Annotated in this window: 15 protein-coding genes; 8 read left to right on the top strand and 7 right to left on the bottom strand. The window is 72.1% G+C overall.

Translation table 11 applies throughout. The features are described 5' to 3' along the window. Positions 1-4 precede the first annotated feature (4 nt). The 8 genes from Acy02nite_RS12945 (at position 5) to Acy02nite_RS12910 (ending at position 9,213) form a co-directional block, all read left to right on the top strand. Entirely contained in the window at positions 5-1,471 is a 1,467-nt protein-coding gene (locus Acy02nite_RS12945; RefSeq protein ID WP_239174738.1) for an amidohydrolase, read from the top strand. A 14-nt stretch (positions 1,472-1,485) separates the two neighbouring features. Further along, a complete protein-coding gene (gene kamD / locus Acy02nite_RS12940) occupies positions 1,486-3,033 on the top strand; it encodes a lysine 5,6-aminomutase subunit alpha (RefSeq protein ID WP_203740242.1) in 1,548 nt (515 codons plus the stop codon). Beyond that, positions 3,030-3,764, top strand: coding sequence for a lysine 5,6-aminomutase subunit beta (gene kamE / locus Acy02nite_RS12935; protein ID WP_203740240.1), 735 nt, complete (start codon positions 3,030-3,032; stop codon positions 3,762-3,764). The genes kamD and kamE overlap by 4 nt, the downstream gene beginning before the upstream one ends. Next, positions 3,761-4,126: a 3-aminobutyryl-CoA ammonia lyase gene (gene kal / locus Acy02nite_RS12930; protein WP_203740238.1), complete on the top strand. Its 366-nt coding sequence runs from the start codon at positions 3,761-3,763 to the stop codon at positions 4,124-4,126. Before kamE ends, kal begins: the two co-directional genes overlap by 4 nt. A 46-nt stretch (positions 4,127-4,172) precedes the next feature. Next, positions 4,173-5,489: a glutamate mutase L gene (locus tag Acy02nite_RS12925; RefSeq protein WP_203740236.1), complete on the top strand. Its 1,317-nt coding sequence runs from the start codon at positions 4,173-4,175 to the stop codon at positions 5,487-5,489. A 533-nt stretch (positions 5,490-6,022) separates the two neighbouring features. Next, positions 6,023-7,639 (top strand): apolipoprotein N-acyltransferase, encoded by a 1,617-nt coding sequence (gene lnt, locus Acy02nite_RS12920; protein ID WP_203740535.1) that lies wholly within the window; start codon positions 6,023-6,025, stop codon positions 7,637-7,639. Continuing rightward, positions 7,636-8,424 (top strand): polyprenol monophosphomannose synthase, encoded by a 789-nt coding sequence (locus Acy02nite_RS12915; protein ID WP_203740234.1) that lies wholly within the window; start codon positions 7,636-7,638, stop codon positions 8,422-8,424. Before lnt ends, Acy02nite_RS12915 begins: the two co-directional genes overlap by 4 nt. A gap of 270 nt (positions 8,425-8,694) precedes the next feature. After that, positions 8,695-9,213: an FxsA family protein gene (locus tag Acy02nite_RS12910; protein WP_203740232.1), complete on the top strand. Its 519-nt coding sequence runs from the start codon at positions 8,695-8,697 to the stop codon at positions 9,211-9,213. 376 nt (positions 9,214-9,589) lie between these two features. On the opposite strand, the gene Acy02nite_RS12905 is transcribed toward Acy02nite_RS12910, so the two are convergent. The 7 genes from Acy02nite_RS12905 to Acy02nite_RS12875 form a co-directional block, all read right to left on the bottom strand. Beyond that, entirely contained in the window at positions 9,590-9,928 is a 339-nt protein-coding gene (locus Acy02nite_RS12905; protein ID WP_014689763.1) for an RNA polymerase-binding protein RbpA, read from the bottom strand. Between the two features lie 396 nt (positions 9,929-10,324). Further along, positions 10,325-11,518, bottom strand: coding sequence for a coiled-coil domain-containing protein (locus tag Acy02nite_RS12900; RefSeq protein ID WP_203740230.1), 1,194 nt, complete (start codon positions 11,516-11,518; stop codon positions 10,325-10,327). A 241-nt stretch (positions 11,519-11,759) separates the two neighbouring features. Next, positions 11,760-12,857, bottom strand: coding sequence for an ABC transporter ATP-binding protein (locus tag Acy02nite_RS12895; protein WP_203740228.1), 1,098 nt, complete (start codon positions 12,855-12,857; stop codon positions 11,760-11,762). After that, positions 12,854-13,840: an ABC transporter ATP-binding protein gene (locus tag Acy02nite_RS12890; RefSeq protein ID WP_203740226.1), complete on the bottom strand. Its 987-nt coding sequence runs from the start codon at positions 13,838-13,840 to the stop codon at positions 12,854-12,856. Before Acy02nite_RS12890 ends, Acy02nite_RS12895 begins: the two co-directional genes overlap by 4 nt. Positions 13,841-13,846: 6 nt before the next feature. Further along, entirely contained in the window at positions 13,847-14,788 is a 942-nt protein-coding gene (locus tag Acy02nite_RS12885; RefSeq protein WP_203740533.1) for an ABC transporter permease, read from the bottom strand. 14 nt (positions 14,789-14,802) lie between these two features. Next, complete coding sequence (locus tag Acy02nite_RS12880; RefSeq protein ID WP_203740224.1) at positions 14,803-15,810, bottom strand: ABC transporter permease; 1,008 nt, start codon at positions 15,808-15,810, stop codon at positions 14,803-14,805. Positions 15,811-15,883: 73 nt separating this feature from the next. Further along, positions 15,884-17,554: an ABC transporter substrate-binding protein gene (locus tag Acy02nite_RS12875; protein WP_307872278.1), complete on the bottom strand. Its 1,671-nt coding sequence runs from the start codon at positions 17,552-17,554 to the stop codon at positions 15,884-15,886. Positions 17,555-17,634: the final 80 nt, after the last annotated feature.

The raw sequence follows: 17,634 nt of genomic DNA, 5'->3' as shown, positions 1-17,634 counted from the left end.
CGCGATGCTGGTCCGCGGCGGCACCATCGAGTGGCTGGGCGACACCGCCGACGCCCCGGCCGCCGACCGCACCGTCGACCTGCAGGGCGCCCTGGTCACCCCGGCGTTCGTCGACGCGCACCTGCACGCCACCGACACCGGCCTGGCCATCGACGGCCTCGACCTGTCCGGGGTGCGGTCCGCGGGTGAGCTGCTCGACGCGGTGGCGGCGTTCGCCCGGACACGCCCGGCCGACGGTGTGGTGCACGGGCACGGCTGGGACGAGTCGACCTGGGCCGAGCAGACCCCGCCGGCCGCGGCCGAGCTGGACCGGGCCGCGCAGGGCCGCAAGGTGTACCTGTCGCAGGCGTCGGTGCACTCCGCGCTGGTCAGCTCGGCGCTGCTGCCGCAGGCCGAGGGCGTCGAGGGTTATCACCCGTCCGGCTGGGTCCGGGAGCAGGCCCACCATGCGGTACGGGCGGTGGCGCTCGGCGCGCTGACCCCCGCGCAGCGCACCGCGGCGCAGCGGAGCGCGCTGAGCCGTGCCGCGTCGCTGGGCATCGCCGCGGTCCACGAGTGCGGCGGCCCGGGCACGTCCAGCGAGGCCGACTTCCAGTCGGTGCTCGCGCTGTCGGCGCAGGGGCTGCCGCAGGTCTTCGGCTACTGGGGTGAGCTGGGCGGCGCCGAGAAGGCGCGGGAGCTGGGCGCGGCCGGTGCGGCCGGCGACCTCTACGCCGACGGCGCGCTCGGGTCGCGGACCGCGTCGCTGCGCTCGGCGTACCACGACGGGGAGCACGGCTGCGGCGAGGCGTTCCTGACCGCCGAGCAGGTCGGTGAGCACCTGCTCGACTGCATCCGGATCGGCTTCCAGGGCGGCTTCCACGCGATCGGCGACGCCGCGATCGACACCGTCCTGGACGGGTTCGCGATCGCCGCGAAGCAGGTCGGCGTCGACCGGCTGCGCGAGGGCAACCATCGGATCGAGCACGTCGAGCTGATCGACAAGGCGATGATCGCCCGGATGGTCGAGTTCGGTGTGACCGCCTCGGTGCAGCCGGTCTTCGACGCGCTGTGGGGCGGCAACGACCGGATGTACGCCCAGCGCCTCGGCGTCGAGCGGGCCCTGACCAGCAACCCGATCGGGGCGATGCACGCGACCGGGGTGGCTCTGGCGTTCGGCTCGGACTCGCCGGTGACCGCGCTCGACCCGTGGGCCATGGTGGTGGCCGCCGCCGCCCCGCGCAATCCGGTCTACCGGATGAAGGTGCGGGCGGCGTTCGCGGCGGCCAGCCGCGGCGGCTGGCGGGCCGCCGGCGTCAGCCGGGTCGGCGTGCTGGCGCCGGGCGCGTCGGCCACCTTCGCGGCCTGGGACACCCCCGGCGGGGTCGTCGAGGGTCTGCCCGCGCTGCTGCCCGACATCGACGGTGTGGTTCCGCAGCGGCCGGTCTGCCGCCGCACGGTGCTGCACGGCGACACCATCCACGAGAGCTAGGGAGACACGACAAGGTGGCCGGGAAGCTGGATCTTGACCCGCGGATCGTCGCGCGGGCGCGGGCGCTCGCCGCGAAGGCCGGGCAGCCCGTCGTCGACCTCGCGCGGTCGCACACCACCGTCTCGGTGGAGCGGGCGGTGCTGCGCCTGGCCGGTGTGCACGGCGCCGACCCGGACGGCATCCCCTGGGTGAACCGCCTGGTCGACGCCGTGCGCGCGGACGTCGGGCTGGGTCACGGGGTGGCCGTGCCGGTCCTGCACGCCGCGCTGACGACGGGTGTCGAGGACCTGACCGTGCTCGCGCAGAAAGCCGCGGCCGGGTCGGTGCGCTTCGACGTGCCCGAGAAGAAGGCGGACGTCGCCGCGGCCCGGCGACATGCCAAAAGGGCTGCCGCCGGAGGGCTCAAGCTCGTCGACCGGCGAAGAGCCGAACGGGACAAACTGATCCGGCGGTACGGCGATCCGGCGCAGCGCCCGTGGATCTACCTGATCGTCGCCACCGGTGACATCTACGAGGACATCCCGCAGGCGCAGGCGGCGGCGCGAGCCGGCGCGGACATCATCGCGGTGATCCGGTCCACGGGGCAGTCGTTGCTGGACTACGTGCCCGAGGGCGCGACGCGGGAGGGTTTCGCCGGCACGTACGCGACGCAGGAGAACTTCCGGCTGATGCGCGCGGCGCTCGACGTGACCTCCCGCGAGCTCGGCCGCTACATCCGCCTGACCAACTACGCGTCCGGGCTGTGCATGCCGGAGATCGCGGCGCTGGCCGGCATGGAACGCCTGGACATGATGCTCAACGACTCGATGTACGGCATCCTGTTCCGCGACATCAACCCGATCCGCACCTTCGTCGACCAGCGGTTCAGCCGGCAGGTGCACGCCCGCGCCGGGATCATCATCAACACCGGTGAGGACAACTACCTCACCACCGCGGACGCCGTCGAGGCGGCGCACACCGTGACCGTGTCCCAGCTGCTCAACGAGTTCTTCGCGCACGAGGCGGGGCTGGCGGACTGGCAGCTCGGGCTCGGGCACGCGTTCGAGATCAACCCGGACTTGCCGGATTCGTTCCGCCTGGAGCTGGCGCACGCGCTGCTCGCCCGCGAGCTGTTCCCCGAGGCGCCGCTCAAGTGGATGCCGCCGACCAAGCACATGACCGGCGACGTGTTCCGCGGCAACCTGCTGGACGGCTTCTTCAACCTGGCCGGCGCGCTGACCGGGCAGGGGATCCTGCTGGTCGGGATGATGACCGAGGCCGTCGTGACGCCGTGGCTCTCCGACCGCGACATCGCCCTGCAGAACGTGAAATACGTGCTCAACGGCGCCGGGAACCTGCACGAGGACTTCGTGCCCGGCCCGTTCATCCGCGGCCGCGCCAACCAGGTGCTCGGCGAGGCCATCGAGCTGCTGGAGCGCATCGTCGGCGACACGCTGATGGACGCCATCGCCGACGGCACGTTCGGCTTGATGAAACGCCCCGCCGACCGGGGCAAGGGCCTCGACGGCGTCGCCAAGCAGGAGGCGGACTACTACAACCCGGTCACGGAGGTCCTGGCGTGAGCATCATCAGGCCCTACGGCGACACCACGGGCGACGGCATGGTCCAGCTCTCCTTCACCCTGCCGATCCCGCACGACAAGCGCGCCGAGGGCGCCGCGCTGCAGCTCGCCGGCAAGATGGGCATGGACCCGGCGATGCTGGTGCATGCCAAGCAGATGGGCGACGAGTTCACGTTCTTCGTCGTCTACGGCAAGGTGGGTCACCTCGTCGACACCGACCAGGTGCAGGTCGTCGAGCGTGACTATCCGCTGCTGAGCGCGAAGGAAGTGAACGCGGTCATCAAGCGGCGGCTGCGGCGGCGGCTCAACGTGGTGGGCGCGTGCATCGGCACCGACGCGCACACCGTCGGCATCGACGCGATCCTGAACCTCAAGGGCATCGCCGGTGAGAAGGGTCTGGAGTACTACTCCGAGTTGTCGGTGACCAACATGGGCGCGCAGGTGTCGGTGCCCGACCTGGTCGAGACGGCCCGGGAGAAGAAGGCTGACGCCGTCCTGGTCTCCCAGGTGGTCACCCAGCGGGACGCGCACCTGCACAACACCCGGGCGATGTCGGCGGCGTTCCGGGAGGCGCTGCCGGCCGGGAAACGTCCGCTGCTGATCGTCGGCGGGCCGCGCTTCGACGAGCTGATGACCGGCGAGCTCGGCGTCGACCGGATCTTCACCCGCGGTACCACGCCCCGCGAGGTCGCCTCCTACCTGGTCCACGCGCTGATTGAGAGCAGAAGTTGATCACTGTCACCCATCGGCGGTATGTCCCGTACTCGCACGCGCACTACGCCGGGAACCTGGTCGACGGGGCGTACTCGCTGGGGCTGTTCGGCGACGTCGCCACCGAGGTCTGCATCCGGCTCGACGGGGACGAGGGGCTGTTCGCGTCCTACGACGACGTGCAGTTCAAGGCGCCGGTGCAGGCCGGGGACGTCCTGGAGATCACCGCCACGGTGGTGCACATGGGCACCCGCAGCCGCAAGATCGAGTTCACGTCCACGGTCGTCTGCCGGGGCACGGGCGGGTCGGCGGCGGCAGTGCTCGACGAGCCGATCGTCGCGGTGACGGCGGTGGGCACCGTCGTCGTGCCGGCCAAGGCGTGAGCCGCGCCCAAGGCGTGAGCCGCGCCGGCCGGGCGGCGGAGGAGCCGTGACGACGGCGCCGGAAGCCGTCTGCGTGGACGTCGGGTCGACGTACACGAAAGCCGCCAGGATCGATCTGCGCGACGCACAACTGATCAGCCGGGCCGAGGTGCCGACCACGTCCGCGACGGACGTCCTGGACGGCCTGAACGCCGCCGTCGCCGCGGTGGACGGCGCGGGCGCGCCGCTCTACGTCTGCTCGTCGGCCGGCGGCGGCCTGCGCCTCGCCGTCGTCGGCTACGAGAGCCTGGTCACCGCCGAGGCCGGCCACCGGGTCGGGCTGTCCGCCGGCGCGCAGGTCGTGCACGTCGCGTCCGGGCCGCTGACCGGCGCGGCGATCACCGCGCTGCGCGCCGCCCGCCCCGACGTGGTGCTGCTGGTCGGCGGCACCGACGGCGGGGACGCCGAGGTGCTGCTGCACAACGCGCGGCGCCTGGCCACCGCCCGGTTGCGCCTTCCGGTGGTCCTGGCCGGCAACGCGGACGTACGGGAGCAGGCTCGTGATCTTCTGACCGCGCGCGGGGTGCCGGTGACGGTGACCGGCAACGTGCTGCCCCGGATCGGCGTGCTGGACCCGGCGCCGGCGCGGGCGGCGATCCGCGAGGTGTTCCTGCGGCACGTGATCGGCGGCAAACGCCTGTCGAAGGGCCCGCGGTTCGCCGCGCTCGTGCGCTGCGCCACGCCGGACGCCGTGCTGGCCGGTGTCGAGCTGCTCGCCGACCGGGCCGGGTTCGGGGTCCTGGTCGTGGACGTCGGCGGGGCCACGACCGACGTGTACTCGGCGCTGGTCCCGGACGCGGAGCTGTCCACCGGCCCGCGGCGCGACGTGGCCGGCACCCTGTGGCGGTCGCGGACGGTCGAGGGGGATCTCGGGGTGGCCGCGGGCGCCCCGTCGACCCTGCAGGCCGCGATCGTGGAGAAGTTGGCAGATCCCCTCGCGGAGCAGGAGCTGGCCGCGACCGCGGCGACGATCGCGCTGCGGCGGCACGCCAGGGGTCACCCGGCCGGGCCCGGACTACCCCGCACGGGTGGCCGTGACCTGCGCGATGTCCGCCTGGTCATCGGATCCGGGGGAGTGCTGCGGCACGGCGGCGGCGAGCACGTCCTGCGCGCCGTGCTGGGCGACACGGCCGGCGGCTGGGCGCTGCCGGACCGTGCGCGGGCGGTGGTCGACAGCGCGTACGTGCTGGCCGCGGCGGGATTGCTGGCCGTCGATCACCCCGCGGTGGCCGGGGCGCTGGCCGACACCCTGCTGGCCGCCGGGCCGGATCGACGGAGTACATTTTCGGACACGCCGGAGGGGGCGACACGCCGGAATCGGTAATGCCGGTGTTGACAGACCGCCCCCGTCCGGACGTACCGTCTTCAGGTCCTGTTTCACGGCGAGCGACTGTGATCCGCTTCGCTCCCTTACCCACTGGCCGCAGTGCCGTTCCCGCAGGGGTCGCGCGTTCAGCCAGGTCCAGGGGGTGGGGGTGCGCGGGCGGCGCGGACCGGGTCGCACCACCGGAAGCCGGGACGAGCCGAGCCTGGCCAGTAGACAACGGCACGGCGCGGGCAGCCAGCCCGTGACGCGTCGGTCCGAAGGTCAGCGCGAGGCCGTCCGGTGCACCGGCCGTGAAGGGCGTGAGGGACGAAGAAGCACCCCGAGGGGCGCGGCCGCTGGAGCCGCGCCCCTCTGCCAGTTCTCAGCCGGCCCAGTTCTCGGTCAGCCCAGTTCTCAGCGGGCCGGTTCGCAGCCGGCCCGGCGGCCAGCGGGGCTTGTTCTCAGCCGGTTCTCATCCGGCCGGTACGAGATTGCGGCCGACTGTCCTGCCGGAACGCCCCTGACCGGCGGGTAGCCTGCCTGGCGTGGAAATGACGATGCCGCCCCCGGAGCTGACGGAGCCGGGTCCCGCCGCGCCACCGCCCGGGCCCGCCCCGCTGCGGCTGCCGGTGGCCGTGGCCCTCGCGGTGGCCGCGGGCGCGGCGCTGCTGCTCGCCCTGCCGCCCTATGACCTGTGGTGGCTGGCCCCGATCGGGGTCGCGCTGCTCGCGGCGGCGGTGCACCGGCGGCGCCTGCGGGCCGGCTTCGGCCTGGGCCTGCTGGCCGGTGTCGTCCTGTTCTACCCGCTGCTGGAGTGGACCCGGATCGCGGCCGGCTGGCTGCCCTGGGCGCTGCTGTCCAGCGCCGAGGCCGTCGTCGTCGGCCTGGCCGGGCTCGCCTCGGCGTGGCTGTCCCCGCTGATCGACCGGCGCCGCGCGCTGTGGCCGCTGCTGACCGGCGTGCTCTGGGTCGCCGACGAGGCGTTGCGTGACCGGGCCCCGTTCGGCGGCTTCCCGTGGGGGCGGCTCGCGTTCAGCCAGGGCGACGCCCCCACGCTGCGTCTGGCGGCCTGGGGCGGTGCGCCCCTGGTGACGTTCGCGGTGGCCGCCGCCGGTGGCGCCCTGGTCGCTCTGGCCTGGCGCGACGGCCGGCGTCCGGCGCTGCTGCCGGCCGCCGGGTTCGCCGCCACGGCGGCCGTGCTGATCGGCGCGCCCGCCGCGATCCCGCTGTCCGCGCCGGGCGGCCCGGCCTACACCGTCGCGATCGTGCAGGGCAACGTGCCGCGGCTCGGGCTGGACTTCAACGCCCAGCGGCGCGCGGTGCTGGACAACCACGTGACCGCCACCCGGCAGCTCGCCGCCGACGTGACCGCCGGCCGCCAGCCGAAACCGGACCTGGTGGTCTGGCCGGAGAACTCCAGCGACATCGACCCGCTGCGCAACCAGGACGCCGCCGACGAGATCTCCGCGGCCGCCCGCGAGATCGGCGTGCCGATCCTGGTCGGCACGGTCCTGCGCACCGACAACCCGGGCGACATCAAGAACGCCGGCCTGCTCTGGATGCCGGTCACCGGGCCGGACCTGACCCAGGCCTACATCAAGCAGCACCCCGTCCCGTTCGCGGAGTACATGCCGCTGCGCCCGGTCGCCCGGCTCGTCACCGACAAGGTCGACCTGGTGCGCAACATGCTCGCCGGGGACCACGCCGGCGTGATCGACACCGGCGCGCTGACCATCGGCGACGTGATCTGCTTCGAGGTGGCCTACGACGGCATCGTCCGGGACACGGTCCGCAAGGGCGCCCAGGTCCTCACCGTGCAGACGAACAACGCCACGTTCGACGAGGGCGAGGCCCGCCAGCAGCTGGCCATGGTGCGTCTGCGGGCCGTCGAGCACGGCCTGGACTCGCTGATGGTGTCGACCGTCGGGGTGTCGGCGTTCGTGGATACCAGCGGCGGCGTGCACGGCGCGACGGGCTTCAACACCGCAGGGGTGGTGGTGCATGAAATGGCCGCCGGGGGAACGCGTACGCTAGCGACTCGTTCGGGCATCTGGCCCGAGGCGACAGCGGTCGGTTTGGCCGTGATCGCCCTGGTAGGCGCCGTTCCGCTGCGTCGCCGGAGGGTAATCGACAGCATCGGGGGCGACGAGATCGTGGAGGAACGTTGAGCGAGGCGGAAGGCTACCCGGGAGTTGGTCGGGTCCTCGTGATCATTCCCACCTACAACGAGGCGGACAATGTCCGGCTGATCACCGGGCGGGTGCGCAAGGCGGTGCCGGAGGTGGACATCCTGGTCGCCGACGACAACTCGCCGGACGGTACCGGGGCCATCGCGGATGAGCTGGCCCTTGCCGACGACCACATCTTCGTCCTGCACCGGCAGGGCAAGGAGGGGCTCGGCGCGGCGTACAAGGCCGGGTTCGCCTGGGCCAAGGACAAGGGTTACGACGCGGTCGTCGAGATGGACGCGGACGGCTCGCACGCGCCGGAGGAGCTGTCGAAGCTGCTCGACGCGCTCGCCGGGGCGGATGCGGTGCTCGGCACGCGGTACATCCCGGGTGGCAGCGTGCACAACTGGCCGATGCGCCGGCTGCTGCTGTCGCGGGGTGGCAACATCTACATCCGGATGGCGCTGGGTATGCCGTTCCGGGATGCCACGGGTGGGTACCGGGCGTACCGGATGGCGGTTCTCGACGCGATCGACGTGGCGTCGGTGGCGTCGACCGGTTACTCGTTCCAGGTGGAGCTGGCCTGGCGGGCGTTCCGGGGTGGGTTCCGGCTGGTCGAGGTGCCGATCACGTTCACCGAGCGGGAGCACGGTGTCAGCAAGATGAGCGGGAACATCTTCAAGGAGCAGCTGCTGCGGGTGACCGTGTGGGGTGCTCAGGCTCGTAAGGAGTCGCTGCTCAAGGCCGTCGGCCGCAAGCCGAAGCAGGAGCAGACCTGGCCGTGACGCCCGGGTTGGCGTAAGGCCGGGCCGCACTTGGTGCAGCCCGGCCTTCATGGCATTCCGGCCCGGCCGGCGGTTTTCGCGGTGCTCCGGCCCGGCCGTGGTTGTCGGCATCCGTGCGGTCCGGGGCGGGAGCGGCATCCGTGCGGTCCGGGGCGGGACCGGCATCCGTGCGGCCCGCGGCGGGAGTGACGGCGGCCTCAGCGGGCACACAGGTGGGACGCAGGTTCGAGTGTCATGCTGGTGGAGTTCGCATGAAATCGGAGGCTCTCCATGCGCCGTAGCCGGATGGCATACCTTCCCTTCGTCTTCCCGCTGCTCGCGGTCGCCGAGATCTCGGCGTTCGTGGCGGTGGCGCACCTGATCGGGGCAGGCTGGGCGTTCCTCCTGCTGGCCGCGATCACCCTGGCCGGCTTCTCGCTGCTGCGCCGTGAGGGGATCCGCGGCTGGCGGGCCTTCCAACAGGCCGCCGCGGCCGGCCGCCCGCCCGGCACCGAGGTGACCAACTCGCTGGTCGGTCTCGGCGGGGCGCTTCTGCTGGCCCTGCCCGGTTTCGTCACCGGTCTGGCCGGTCTGCTCCTGCTGCTGCCCCCGGGCCGTGGCCTGGCCCGGCGCGGCGTCGAGCGCTTCGCGACCCGTCGCCTCGGCGGTGGCGTCACCGGCGACCTGTTCGGCCCGCGCAAGGTTCGCGTCCGCGTCGACGACCCCACGGTGGTCGACGCATCCGTCGTCGACGAGCCCCCGGTGCACCGCCAGCCCGCCGCCGCGATCGAAGGCGAGATCGTCCGCTAGCCGGCCAGCTGTCCCGCACCGACCGGAACACGACGAAAGGGCCGCCCCGAGAAGGGCGGCCCTTTCGTGTGTCTTGATGTTCTTCGTGCGGTCGGCGGGCCGGAGCCCGCGGGTGCGGCCTGGTGGCTCGAACCCTGCGGTAGGTGCCGGCGGCCCGAGGCCCGTGCTGGACCCCGACGGTTCGGGGCCCGCTGGGTGCCGGCGAGTTCGGGGCCGCGGTGAGGACCGGCGGCCCGAGGCTCGTGGAGGCCCCGACGGTCCGGGGTCTGGGGCGGGTGCCGACAGGTTCGGGGCCGTGCGGTGGTTGTCGGCGGCCCGAGCCTGCGGCTGGCGTGACCGGGGTCAGCCGGCGACCGCGGTGCGGCCTGGCCGGAGGTCAGCGACCGCGGCGGGTGCGGACTTCCTGCAGGCGCTCGTTGAGGATGTCCTCGAGCTCGGCGATCGAGCGCCGCTCCAGGAGCATGTCCCAGTGGGTGCGCGGTGGCTTGGCCTTCTTCTGCTCCGGCTCGCTGCCGTCGACCAGTCGGGCCACGCTGCCGTCGAACTTGCACTCCCAGGTGGTCGGCACCTCGGCGTCGACGGCGAACGGAACCTCGAACTGGTGGCCCTTGACGCACAGGTACTCACGGGTCTGTCGGGGCGCCAGCTCGGTGTTACGGTCGGACTCGTAGCTGACTGCGCCTAGACGGCTGCCGCGCAGCATGCGTTCGCCCATGATCGGCTTCCCCTCGCTCGTGGTGCTGCTTCCGTTGGTGTAACGAAAGGGACGGTCGCCGGATTCCTGCGGCCGCCGAGTGTTCTATCGGTCTTTTACCCGCCTGGTAAAGGCGATGTAACGCTATGAGCGTAACCGGCGTGCGACCCTACACCCCAATTTGAACGCTCGTGAAGTGGACCTTGGTCCAGTTTATGGCTGTTTAACACATCTACGGGTGGTGCGATGTCGGTCACTCGGGCGTTCACCCCCCACGAACCCGGCCCCACGGTGATCCGCGGTGCGGACGGCGTCGCGGCGGGCGGGCCGGGCGTGGTCAGGGCCGACGGTGATCAGCGCCCCCGGTGCGGACGGCGTCGCGCCGGGCGCGGCGGGCGTGGTCAGGACCGGCGGTGATCAGAGATCCGCCGGTGCGGCCTGGGCCGGTGCGGGCGGCGTCGCGGCGGGCGGGCGGGCCGAGCCGAGCGCGGCCAGAGCCGACGCCAGGTCACTGACCTGCCCGGTGAGCTGAGCGACCCGCTGGTGTGCGGCGTCCGCGTCGGCGCGTGCGGCCGCGAGGCGGCGCTCCAGCTCGGCGCGTTCCTCGGCGGCACGTTCAAGATCCTTGCGCGTACGGTCGAGATCCCCGGCCGTGCGTCGCAACTCGTCCCGCTCGGACACCACCGACGCGAGCTCCTGGCGCACCCCGGCCACGTCGGCGGCGGTCCGCTCGGCGCGCGCGGCGGCATCGGCGGTTGCCCGCTCGGCGCGGGCCGTGACTTCCGCGGTCGCCTGCTCGGCGGCTTTCGCACGCAGCTCGGCCTGCTCGGCGGCCTCCCGGGCGGCGGTGACGTCGGCACGGGCGGCGGTCAGTGACTCCTCGGCGCGCAGGGCCGCCTGCTCCGCCGTACGCCGGAAATCGTTGTGGTCCTTCAAGGCTGCCGCAAGGTCGCGTTCCGCCGCGTCGCGCTGGCCCTTGGTCTCCTGCAGGTCGCGCCGGGTGGCGGTCAGGTCCTCGGCGGCGGCGTCGCGTTCCGTCTCGGCACGTTCCCGCAGCGCTGCCGCGGCCGTCGCGGCCTTCACCGCCTCGTCACGGGCCTTGAGCGCTTCCTGCTCGCGCTTGCCGGCCTCCTCGGCGGCGCGCGTCGCCTCGCTCGCACGCTGGCGTGCCTCGTCACGCTCGGCCGTCGCGGCCGCCGCGATCTGCTGCGCCGCCGCGGTCGCCGTGGCCGCCTGCTCCGCGTCGCGGCGCGCGTCGTCCCGCTCCGCGTGCGCGGCGGCGACCGCCGACGACGTCTCCGCGCGCACCTCGGCGACCTGCCGTTCGACGCCGGCCGGGGACATCTCCGAATGCAGGGCCTCGGTCAGCGTCCCGACCATCTGGTCGAGCCGGTCCACGACCTCCCAGGTGCGGGCGACCGAGCCGGCCAGGCCGGGGGAGGAGCGGTGCCGCATCCGCACGTTGCGGGAGGCGCGCTGGCACTCACCGTCGTTGTCCCGGCAGTACCGGAACGGCCGGCCGGCGGAGTTGCGCTGCGGCACGGGGCGCCCGCAGTGGGCGCACGGTCGGGTTTCGGTCGCCTCGGCGGCGTTCTGGTCCTGCATCGTCATAGCACTGCCCACCCTAGGCCGCCCCTGCCATCATTTCGATGTCACCACACCGGCATCACGTCGATCCGGCCGGACCTGCGCCGACGGCGGCGAGGCGGGAGCGGCCGGGTCTCCCCCCGCGGCACGGCCTCACCCCCCGCCTCCGCGCCCGGCCCACCCGCACGGCCCGGCGGGTCGGACCGCCCGGCCGTGCGGCCGTCCATCTGCACAGATCTGTTGTCGTGGCTGAGCGGGAGCCGCGTCAGGGCAGGTCTGTCCGGGTCGGGATCAGCCCGGCGCCGACGTCGGGCGCGTCCGTGTCCGGGTGGATCAGCTCGGTACGCACCTCGTGCATCTTCAGGTCGCCGCTGAGGATCTCGGCGGCGAAGTGGCACGCCACCCGCTGCCCCGAGTCGTCGAACGCCCGCAGCAGCGGCCGGTCCTCGGCGCAACGGGGCTGTGACCACGGGCAGCGCGTACGGAACCGGCATCCGCTCGGCGGGTCGGCCGGCGACGGCAGGTCACCGGCGAGCAGGATCCGCTCGCGCCGGTCCTCGATGTACGGGTCGGGGATCGGCACGGCGGAGAGCAGCGCCCGGGTGTACGGGTGCAGCGGCCGCTCGTACAACCGGTCGCCGTCGGCCTCCTCGACCAGCGCGCCCAGGTACATCACGCCGATCGTGTCGGAGATGTGCCGGACGACCGCGAGGTCGTGCGCGATCACCAGGTAGGTCAGGCCGAGCGAGTCCTGCAGGTCGCCGAGGAGGTTGACGACCTGCGCCTGGATCGACACGTCGAGTGCGGACACCGGCTCGTCGGCCACGATCAGCTCGGGCCCGAGGATCAGGGCGCGGGCGATGCCGATGCGCTGGCGCTGCCCGCCGGAGAACTCGTGCGGGTACCTGTTCAGCGTCGACGACGGCAGGCCGACCGCGTCGAGGGTGGACCGCAGTCGCTGCCGTACCGCTGCCTTGTCCCGGTGCAGGTCGTGCGCCTTGAGGCCCTCGACGAGCAGGGACTCGACCGACTGCCGCGGGTCGAGGCTCGACAACGGGTCCTGGAAGACCATCTGGATGCGCCGGCGGAACAGCCGCATCTGCTCGCCCTTGAGCGCGCGCACGTCCGTACCGTCGAAGGTGATCGTGCCGCTCGTCGGTTCGACCAGGCGCAGCAGGCCGCGCCCGAGCGTGGACTTGCCGCAGCCGGACTCGCCGACCAGGCCGTAGGTCTCGCCGCGCCGGATCGAGAGCGAGACGCCGTCGACGGCGTAGACGTGCCCGACGGTGCGGTCGAAGAGCAGTCCGCTCTTGATCGGGAAGTGGACCTTGAGGTCGTCGATCTCGACGAGGGTCTCGCTCACGCCGGCACCTCCAGCGGGACGGGGTTGGTGCACCGCAGCGCGCCGTCGCGGCGGCGGGTGGGGGTGAGCGGCACCGTCGCGCCGATGCAGTCGTCGATCACCCGGTCGCAGCGCGGGGCGAACGCGCAGCCGTCCGGCCACGGGATGTTGTCGCTGACCGAGCCGCGGATCTGGTGCAGGCGCCCGCCGCGGTCGGCGTCCAGCCGGGGCACGGACCGCAGCAGCCCATGGGTGTACGGATGTCGCGGGTCCGCGAACAGGTCGTGGCGCACGGCCCGCTCGACGACCTTGCCGGCGTACAGGACGTTGACCGTGTCGCAGAGCCCGGCCACCACCCCCAGGTCGTGAGTGATCATCACGAGGGCCGTGCCGGACCTGTCGACCAGGTCCTTGAGCAGCGCCAGGATCTGCGCCTGGATGGTCACGTCCAGCGCGGTCGTCGGCTCGTCGGCGATCAGCAGCCGGGGCTTGCAGGCCAGCGCGATGGCGATCAGCGCCCGCTGCCGCATGCCGCCGGAGAGTTGGTGCGGGAACTCCCTGAGCCGCCGGGCCGGATCCGGGATGCCGACCGCGTCGAGCAGTTCCCGCGCCTGGCGCAGCGCCGCCTGCCGAGTCTTGCCCTGGTGGCGTTCGAGCACCTCGGCGACCTGCAGGCCGAGCGGGATCACCGGGTTCAGCGAGGACAACGGGTCCTGGAAGATCATGCCGATGTCCCGGCCGCGCCGGTCCCGCAGGTCCTGCGGGCGCAGCCTCAGCAGGTCGGTGTCCTCGAAGAGGACCTCACCGGTGACCCGGTTGCCGCGGCGCGGCAGCAGTCCCATGATCGCCAGGCTGGTCACCGACTTGCCGCAGCCGGACTCGCCGACCAGCCCGACCGTCTGGCCCGGTTCCACGGCGAAGCCGACGCCGTCCACAGCGGTGAACGGCTCGGCGCCCTTGCGCTGGAAGACGACCTTCAGATCGCGTACGTCGAGCAGAGGCATGACAGGTCACCGCCGGTTCTTCGGGTCGAGGGCCTCGCGCATGCTCTCGCCGAGCAGGGTGAAGCCGAGGGCGACCAGGATGATCGCGATCGCCGGGAAGTAGGCCAGTTCCGGTCGGACCTCCAGGTAACGGACGCCGTCCACGCCGAGCATCAGGCCCCACTCGGCCCGGTTGATGTCCGGGTCGCCGAGCCCCAGGAACGACAGCGCGGCCGCGTCCAGGATCGCCACCGCGAAGGTCAGGGTGGCCTGCACGATGACCGCTGTCAGCGAGTTCGGCAACATGTGCCGGGTCACGATGTGCCGCTGCCGCACGCCGAGCGCCCGGGCCGCGAGCACATGATCACTCTCCCGCTGGGCCAGCATCGACCCGCGCAGGAGCCGGGCGAAGATCGGCACGTTCACCACCGCGACCGCGACGATCACCGTCCACTGCGTCGGCTGGCGGGCCAGCGCGACCAGCGTGATCGCCAGCAGCAGGCTGGGCAGCGCCAGCATGACGTCGGTGATCCGCATGATCAGCATGTCGACCCAGCCGCCGGCGGCGCCCGCGATCGCGCCGAGCAGCACCCCGCACAGCAGGCCGATGAGGGTGGCCAGGACACCGACGAACAGGGTCTGCCGGGCGCCGTAGATCATCCGGGACGCGAAGTCGCGGCCCAGCGGGTCGCTGCCGAGCGGATGCCCCGCGGAGGCGCCCGGGATCGAGTCGACGGTCAGCCCGCCGGTCAGCTCCGGGAACCGTTGCACCGGGTCGTGCGGGGCCACCAGCGGCGCGAAGATCGCGATGATCAGGAAGAGCAGGATGATGGCCCCGCCCACGATCGCGGCGGGGTTGCGCAGCAGGCGTCGTCCGGCGTCGCGCAGCAGGCTGACCCCGCCGCCCTCGGCGGTCCGCGCGGTGAGCTCGTCGATGCGGCGGCGCTTGTGGTCGGCGAGCGTCGCCATGCCGCCGGGGCCGTTCACCGGACACGCACCCTCGGGTCGATGACCGCGTAGGAGAGGTCGACCAGCAGGTTGACCACGATGAAGACGACGGCGGCCAGCAGGATCAGCGCCTGCAGCACCGGATAGTCGCGGCTGCCGCTGATCGAGTCGGTGATCAGCGTGCCCAGCCCGCCCCAGTTGTAGACCTTCTCGGTCAGCACCGCGCCGGCCAGCAGCGTGCCGGTCTGCAGGCCGATCGTGGTGACGACCGGCAGGAGCGCGTTGCGCAGCACGTGTCGCTTGCGGATGGTGGCATTGCGCAGACCCTTGGCATCCGCCGTACGGACGTAGTCCTCGTCGAGGACGTCGAGCACGCCGGCCCGGGTGATCCGGACGATGATCGCCAGCGGGATCGTCGCCAGTGTGACGGCCGGCAGGATCAGGTGCCAGAGGGCGTCGGCGGAGGCGTCCCATTCCCTGGTGAGCAGCCCGTCCAGCACAAAGAAGCCGGTCACGCCGGTGTTCTCCACGCCGGTGCTGATCCGCCCGGACGGCGGGAACAGGTGGGTGCCCTGGGTCAGCCAGTCCTTGAGCAGGTAACCGAGGAAGAAGATCGGGACCGAGATGCCGACCAGGGTGACGACGATGGTCGCGTTGTCGAGCAGCCGGCCGTGGTGGCGGGCCGCGAGGTAACCCAGCGGGATGCCCAGCCCGACCGCGATGACGATCGCGGCGAGGGCCAGCTCGACGGTCGCCGGGAAGGCCCGGCTGATCACGTCGGCCACCGGCTCGCCGGTCCGGATGGAGTTGCCGAAGTCGCCGGTCACGACGTTGCGCAGGAACCGGCCGTACTGCACCCAGATCGGCTGGTCGTAGCCGAGCGCCCGGGTCAGCGTCTCACGGGTCTGCGGGGTGGCGCGTTCGCCCAGCAACGCGTCGACGGGCCCGCCGGGGAGACTCCGCAGCCAGAAGAAGATCAGGGTCATCAGGGCGATCAGGGTGACGCCCAACTGGCTCAGGCGGCGTAGAACGACTCGCACCATGGAGAAAGACGGCTCCTTCCCGGGATCGCCGCCGCCGTGGTCCGGGGGTCCGGACCGCGACGGCGGTGAGCGCCTACTTGCTGATCGAGACGGTGTTGAACTGCTCGCCGGTGAGCGGGCTCGGCACCAGCCCCTGGACGTTCTTCGTGGTGACCAGGGCCGGCGGCGCGTGCCAGATCGGCACGGCCGGCAGCCACTTGCTGGCCAGATCCCGGTTGACCTGCTCGAACGCGGTCTTCTTGGCGGCCTGGTCGACCGTCGCGTCGGCCTTGTCGATGGCGGAGAACATGTCGGTCATCGCCTGGTCGCCGAACTCGTCCTTGGGACGGCCGAAGAACGTGCCGACGAAGTTGCCCGGGTCGTTGTAGTCACCGGTCCAGCCGAGGATGTGCAGGTCCTGCTTGCCGAACTGCTGCACGTCGTCCTTGAAGCCGCCGTTCCACGGCCGGGGCACGCCGGTGACCTTGATGCCGGCCGCCTGCAGGTCGTTGGCGAGGACGGTGAAGATCTCCTGCGGATTCGGCATGTACGGCCGGGTCACCTCGGTCGGGTAGTAGAAGTTCAGCGTGAGCCCGGTCGCGCCGGCGTCGGCCAGCAGTTGCTTGGCCTTGTCCACGTTGTACTCGTACTTCTGCACGTCGGGCGCGTAGCCGAGCACGGTGTCGGGCAGGAACTGGTCGGCCACCTTCGAGCCGCCGGGGCCCTTGGTCTGCACCAGCTGGGGGCGGTTCAGGGCGTAGGCGATCGCCTGCCGTACGCGCAAATCCTTCAGTTTGGGGTTCTTCTGGTTGATGCCCAGGTAGAGGATGTTGAACGCGGGGCGGGGCAGGACGGTGTAGCCCTCGTCGGCGAGAGCCTTGCGGTCCGCCGGTGCGGGGAAGTCGATCGCCTGCACGGTGCCGGCGCGCAGCTCCTGCTTGCGGGTGTTCTCGTCCTTGATGACCTTGATGATCATCTTGTCGACCTTGGCCTTCTCGCCCCAGTAGTCGGGGTTCCGGTTCAGGGTGATCTCGCCGGTCGCCTTGTTCCAGCCGCCGAACGTGAACGCGCCGGTGCCGGTCGGGTGCTCGGTGGCGAACGCGCTGTACGAGAAGGAGTCGCCGCTCTGCGTCACGGTGTCCGCGCCGTACTGCTTCATCGCGGCCGGGCTGGCGATGGAGAACGCGGTGAGCGCGAACGCGCCCGGGAACGCGCCCTTGTACTTCTTCATCGTCACGACAGCGGTCCCGGCGTCCTGCGCCTTGCAGTTGTCGTAGACGGCGTCCGGGCTGCCGGCGAACCCGCCGAAGACGTCGGCGTAGTAGATCATCTGGGACTGGGCGGCGTCGCCCTTCATGGTGGACCAGCGGTCGAAGTTCGCACAGACCGCGGCCGCGTCCAGCGCGGTGCCGTCGTGGAACTTGACACCCTGGCGCAGCTTGAACGTCCAGATCTTGCCGGTCGGGTCGTTGGACCAGCTCTCCGCCAGACCACCGGTCAGCTCGGCGGTGCCGGGCTTGTGGGCGACGAGCGTGTCGTACATCTGCCGGATCGGCCGGAACGACTCCCCGTCGTCGTTGAAGATCGGGTCGAAGTTCTTCGGGTCGCCGGCGCCCGCGAAGACGAAGGTGCCGCCGCCGGCGCCCTTGTCACCGCTGTCACGGTCGCTCTTCGCGCAGCCGGCTGCGCCGATCGCCATCGCCGTGGTGACACCTGCGGCGATGACCGCCCGGCGCCAGTACGCCTGCCTTCCTGGGGCACGCATCGTGTTCTCACCGTCCTATGAGTACGGAGAAACGCGATGACGGCTGGTCACCGCTGGTATGACCTTAGCCATTCATGATG

This window comes from Actinoplanes cyaneus, assembly GCF_016862095.1.
In the GTDB taxonomy this organism is placed as follows: Bacteria; Actinomycetota; Actinomycetes; order Mycobacteriales; family Micromonosporaceae; genus Actinoplanes; species Actinoplanes cyaneus.
Note: the sequence above shows the minus strand (reverse complement) of the source record. Positions and strands in the feature narration are given on the sequence as shown.

What these genes read in the sequence shown, in the direction of transcription:
- Acy02nite_RS12905 (WP_014689763.1), bottom strand. Translation starts at nt 9,928, where the DNA reads ATGGGCGAACGCATGCTGCGCGGCAGCCGTCTAGGCGCAGTCAGCTAC.
- Acy02nite_RS12880 (WP_203740224.1), bottom strand. Translation starts at nt 15,810, where the DNA reads ATGGTGCGAGTCGTTCTACGCCGCCTGAGCCAGTTGGGCGTCACCCTG.
- lnt (WP_203740535.1), top strand. Translation starts at nt 6,023, where the DNA reads ATGACGATGCCGCCCCCGGAGCTGACGGAGCCGGGTCCCGCCGCGCCA.
- Acy02nite_RS12900 (WP_203740230.1), bottom strand. Translation starts at nt 11,518, where the DNA reads ATGACGATGCAGGACCAGAACGCCGCCGAGGCGACCGAAACCCGACCG.
- Acy02nite_RS12885 (WP_203740533.1), bottom strand. Translation starts at nt 14,788, where the DNA reads ATGGCGACGCTCGCCGACCACAAGCGCCGCCGCATCGACGAGCTCACC.
- Acy02nite_RS12910 (WP_203740232.1), top strand. Translation starts at nt 8,695, where the DNA reads ATGCGCCGTAGCCGGATGGCATACCTTCCCTTCGTCTTCCCGCTGCTC.
- Acy02nite_RS12890 (WP_203740226.1), bottom strand. Translation starts at nt 13,840, where the DNA reads ATGCCTCTGCTCGACGTACGCGATCTGAAGGTCGTCTTCCAGCGCAAG.
- Acy02nite_RS12875 (WP_307872278.1), bottom strand. Translation starts at nt 17,554, where the DNA reads ATGCGTGCCCCAGGAAGGCAGGCGTACTGGCGCCGGGCGGTCATCGCC.
- Acy02nite_RS12945 (WP_239174738.1), top strand. Translation starts at nt 5, where the DNA reads ATGCTGGTCCGCGGCGGCACCATCGAGTGGCTGGGCGACACCGCCGAC.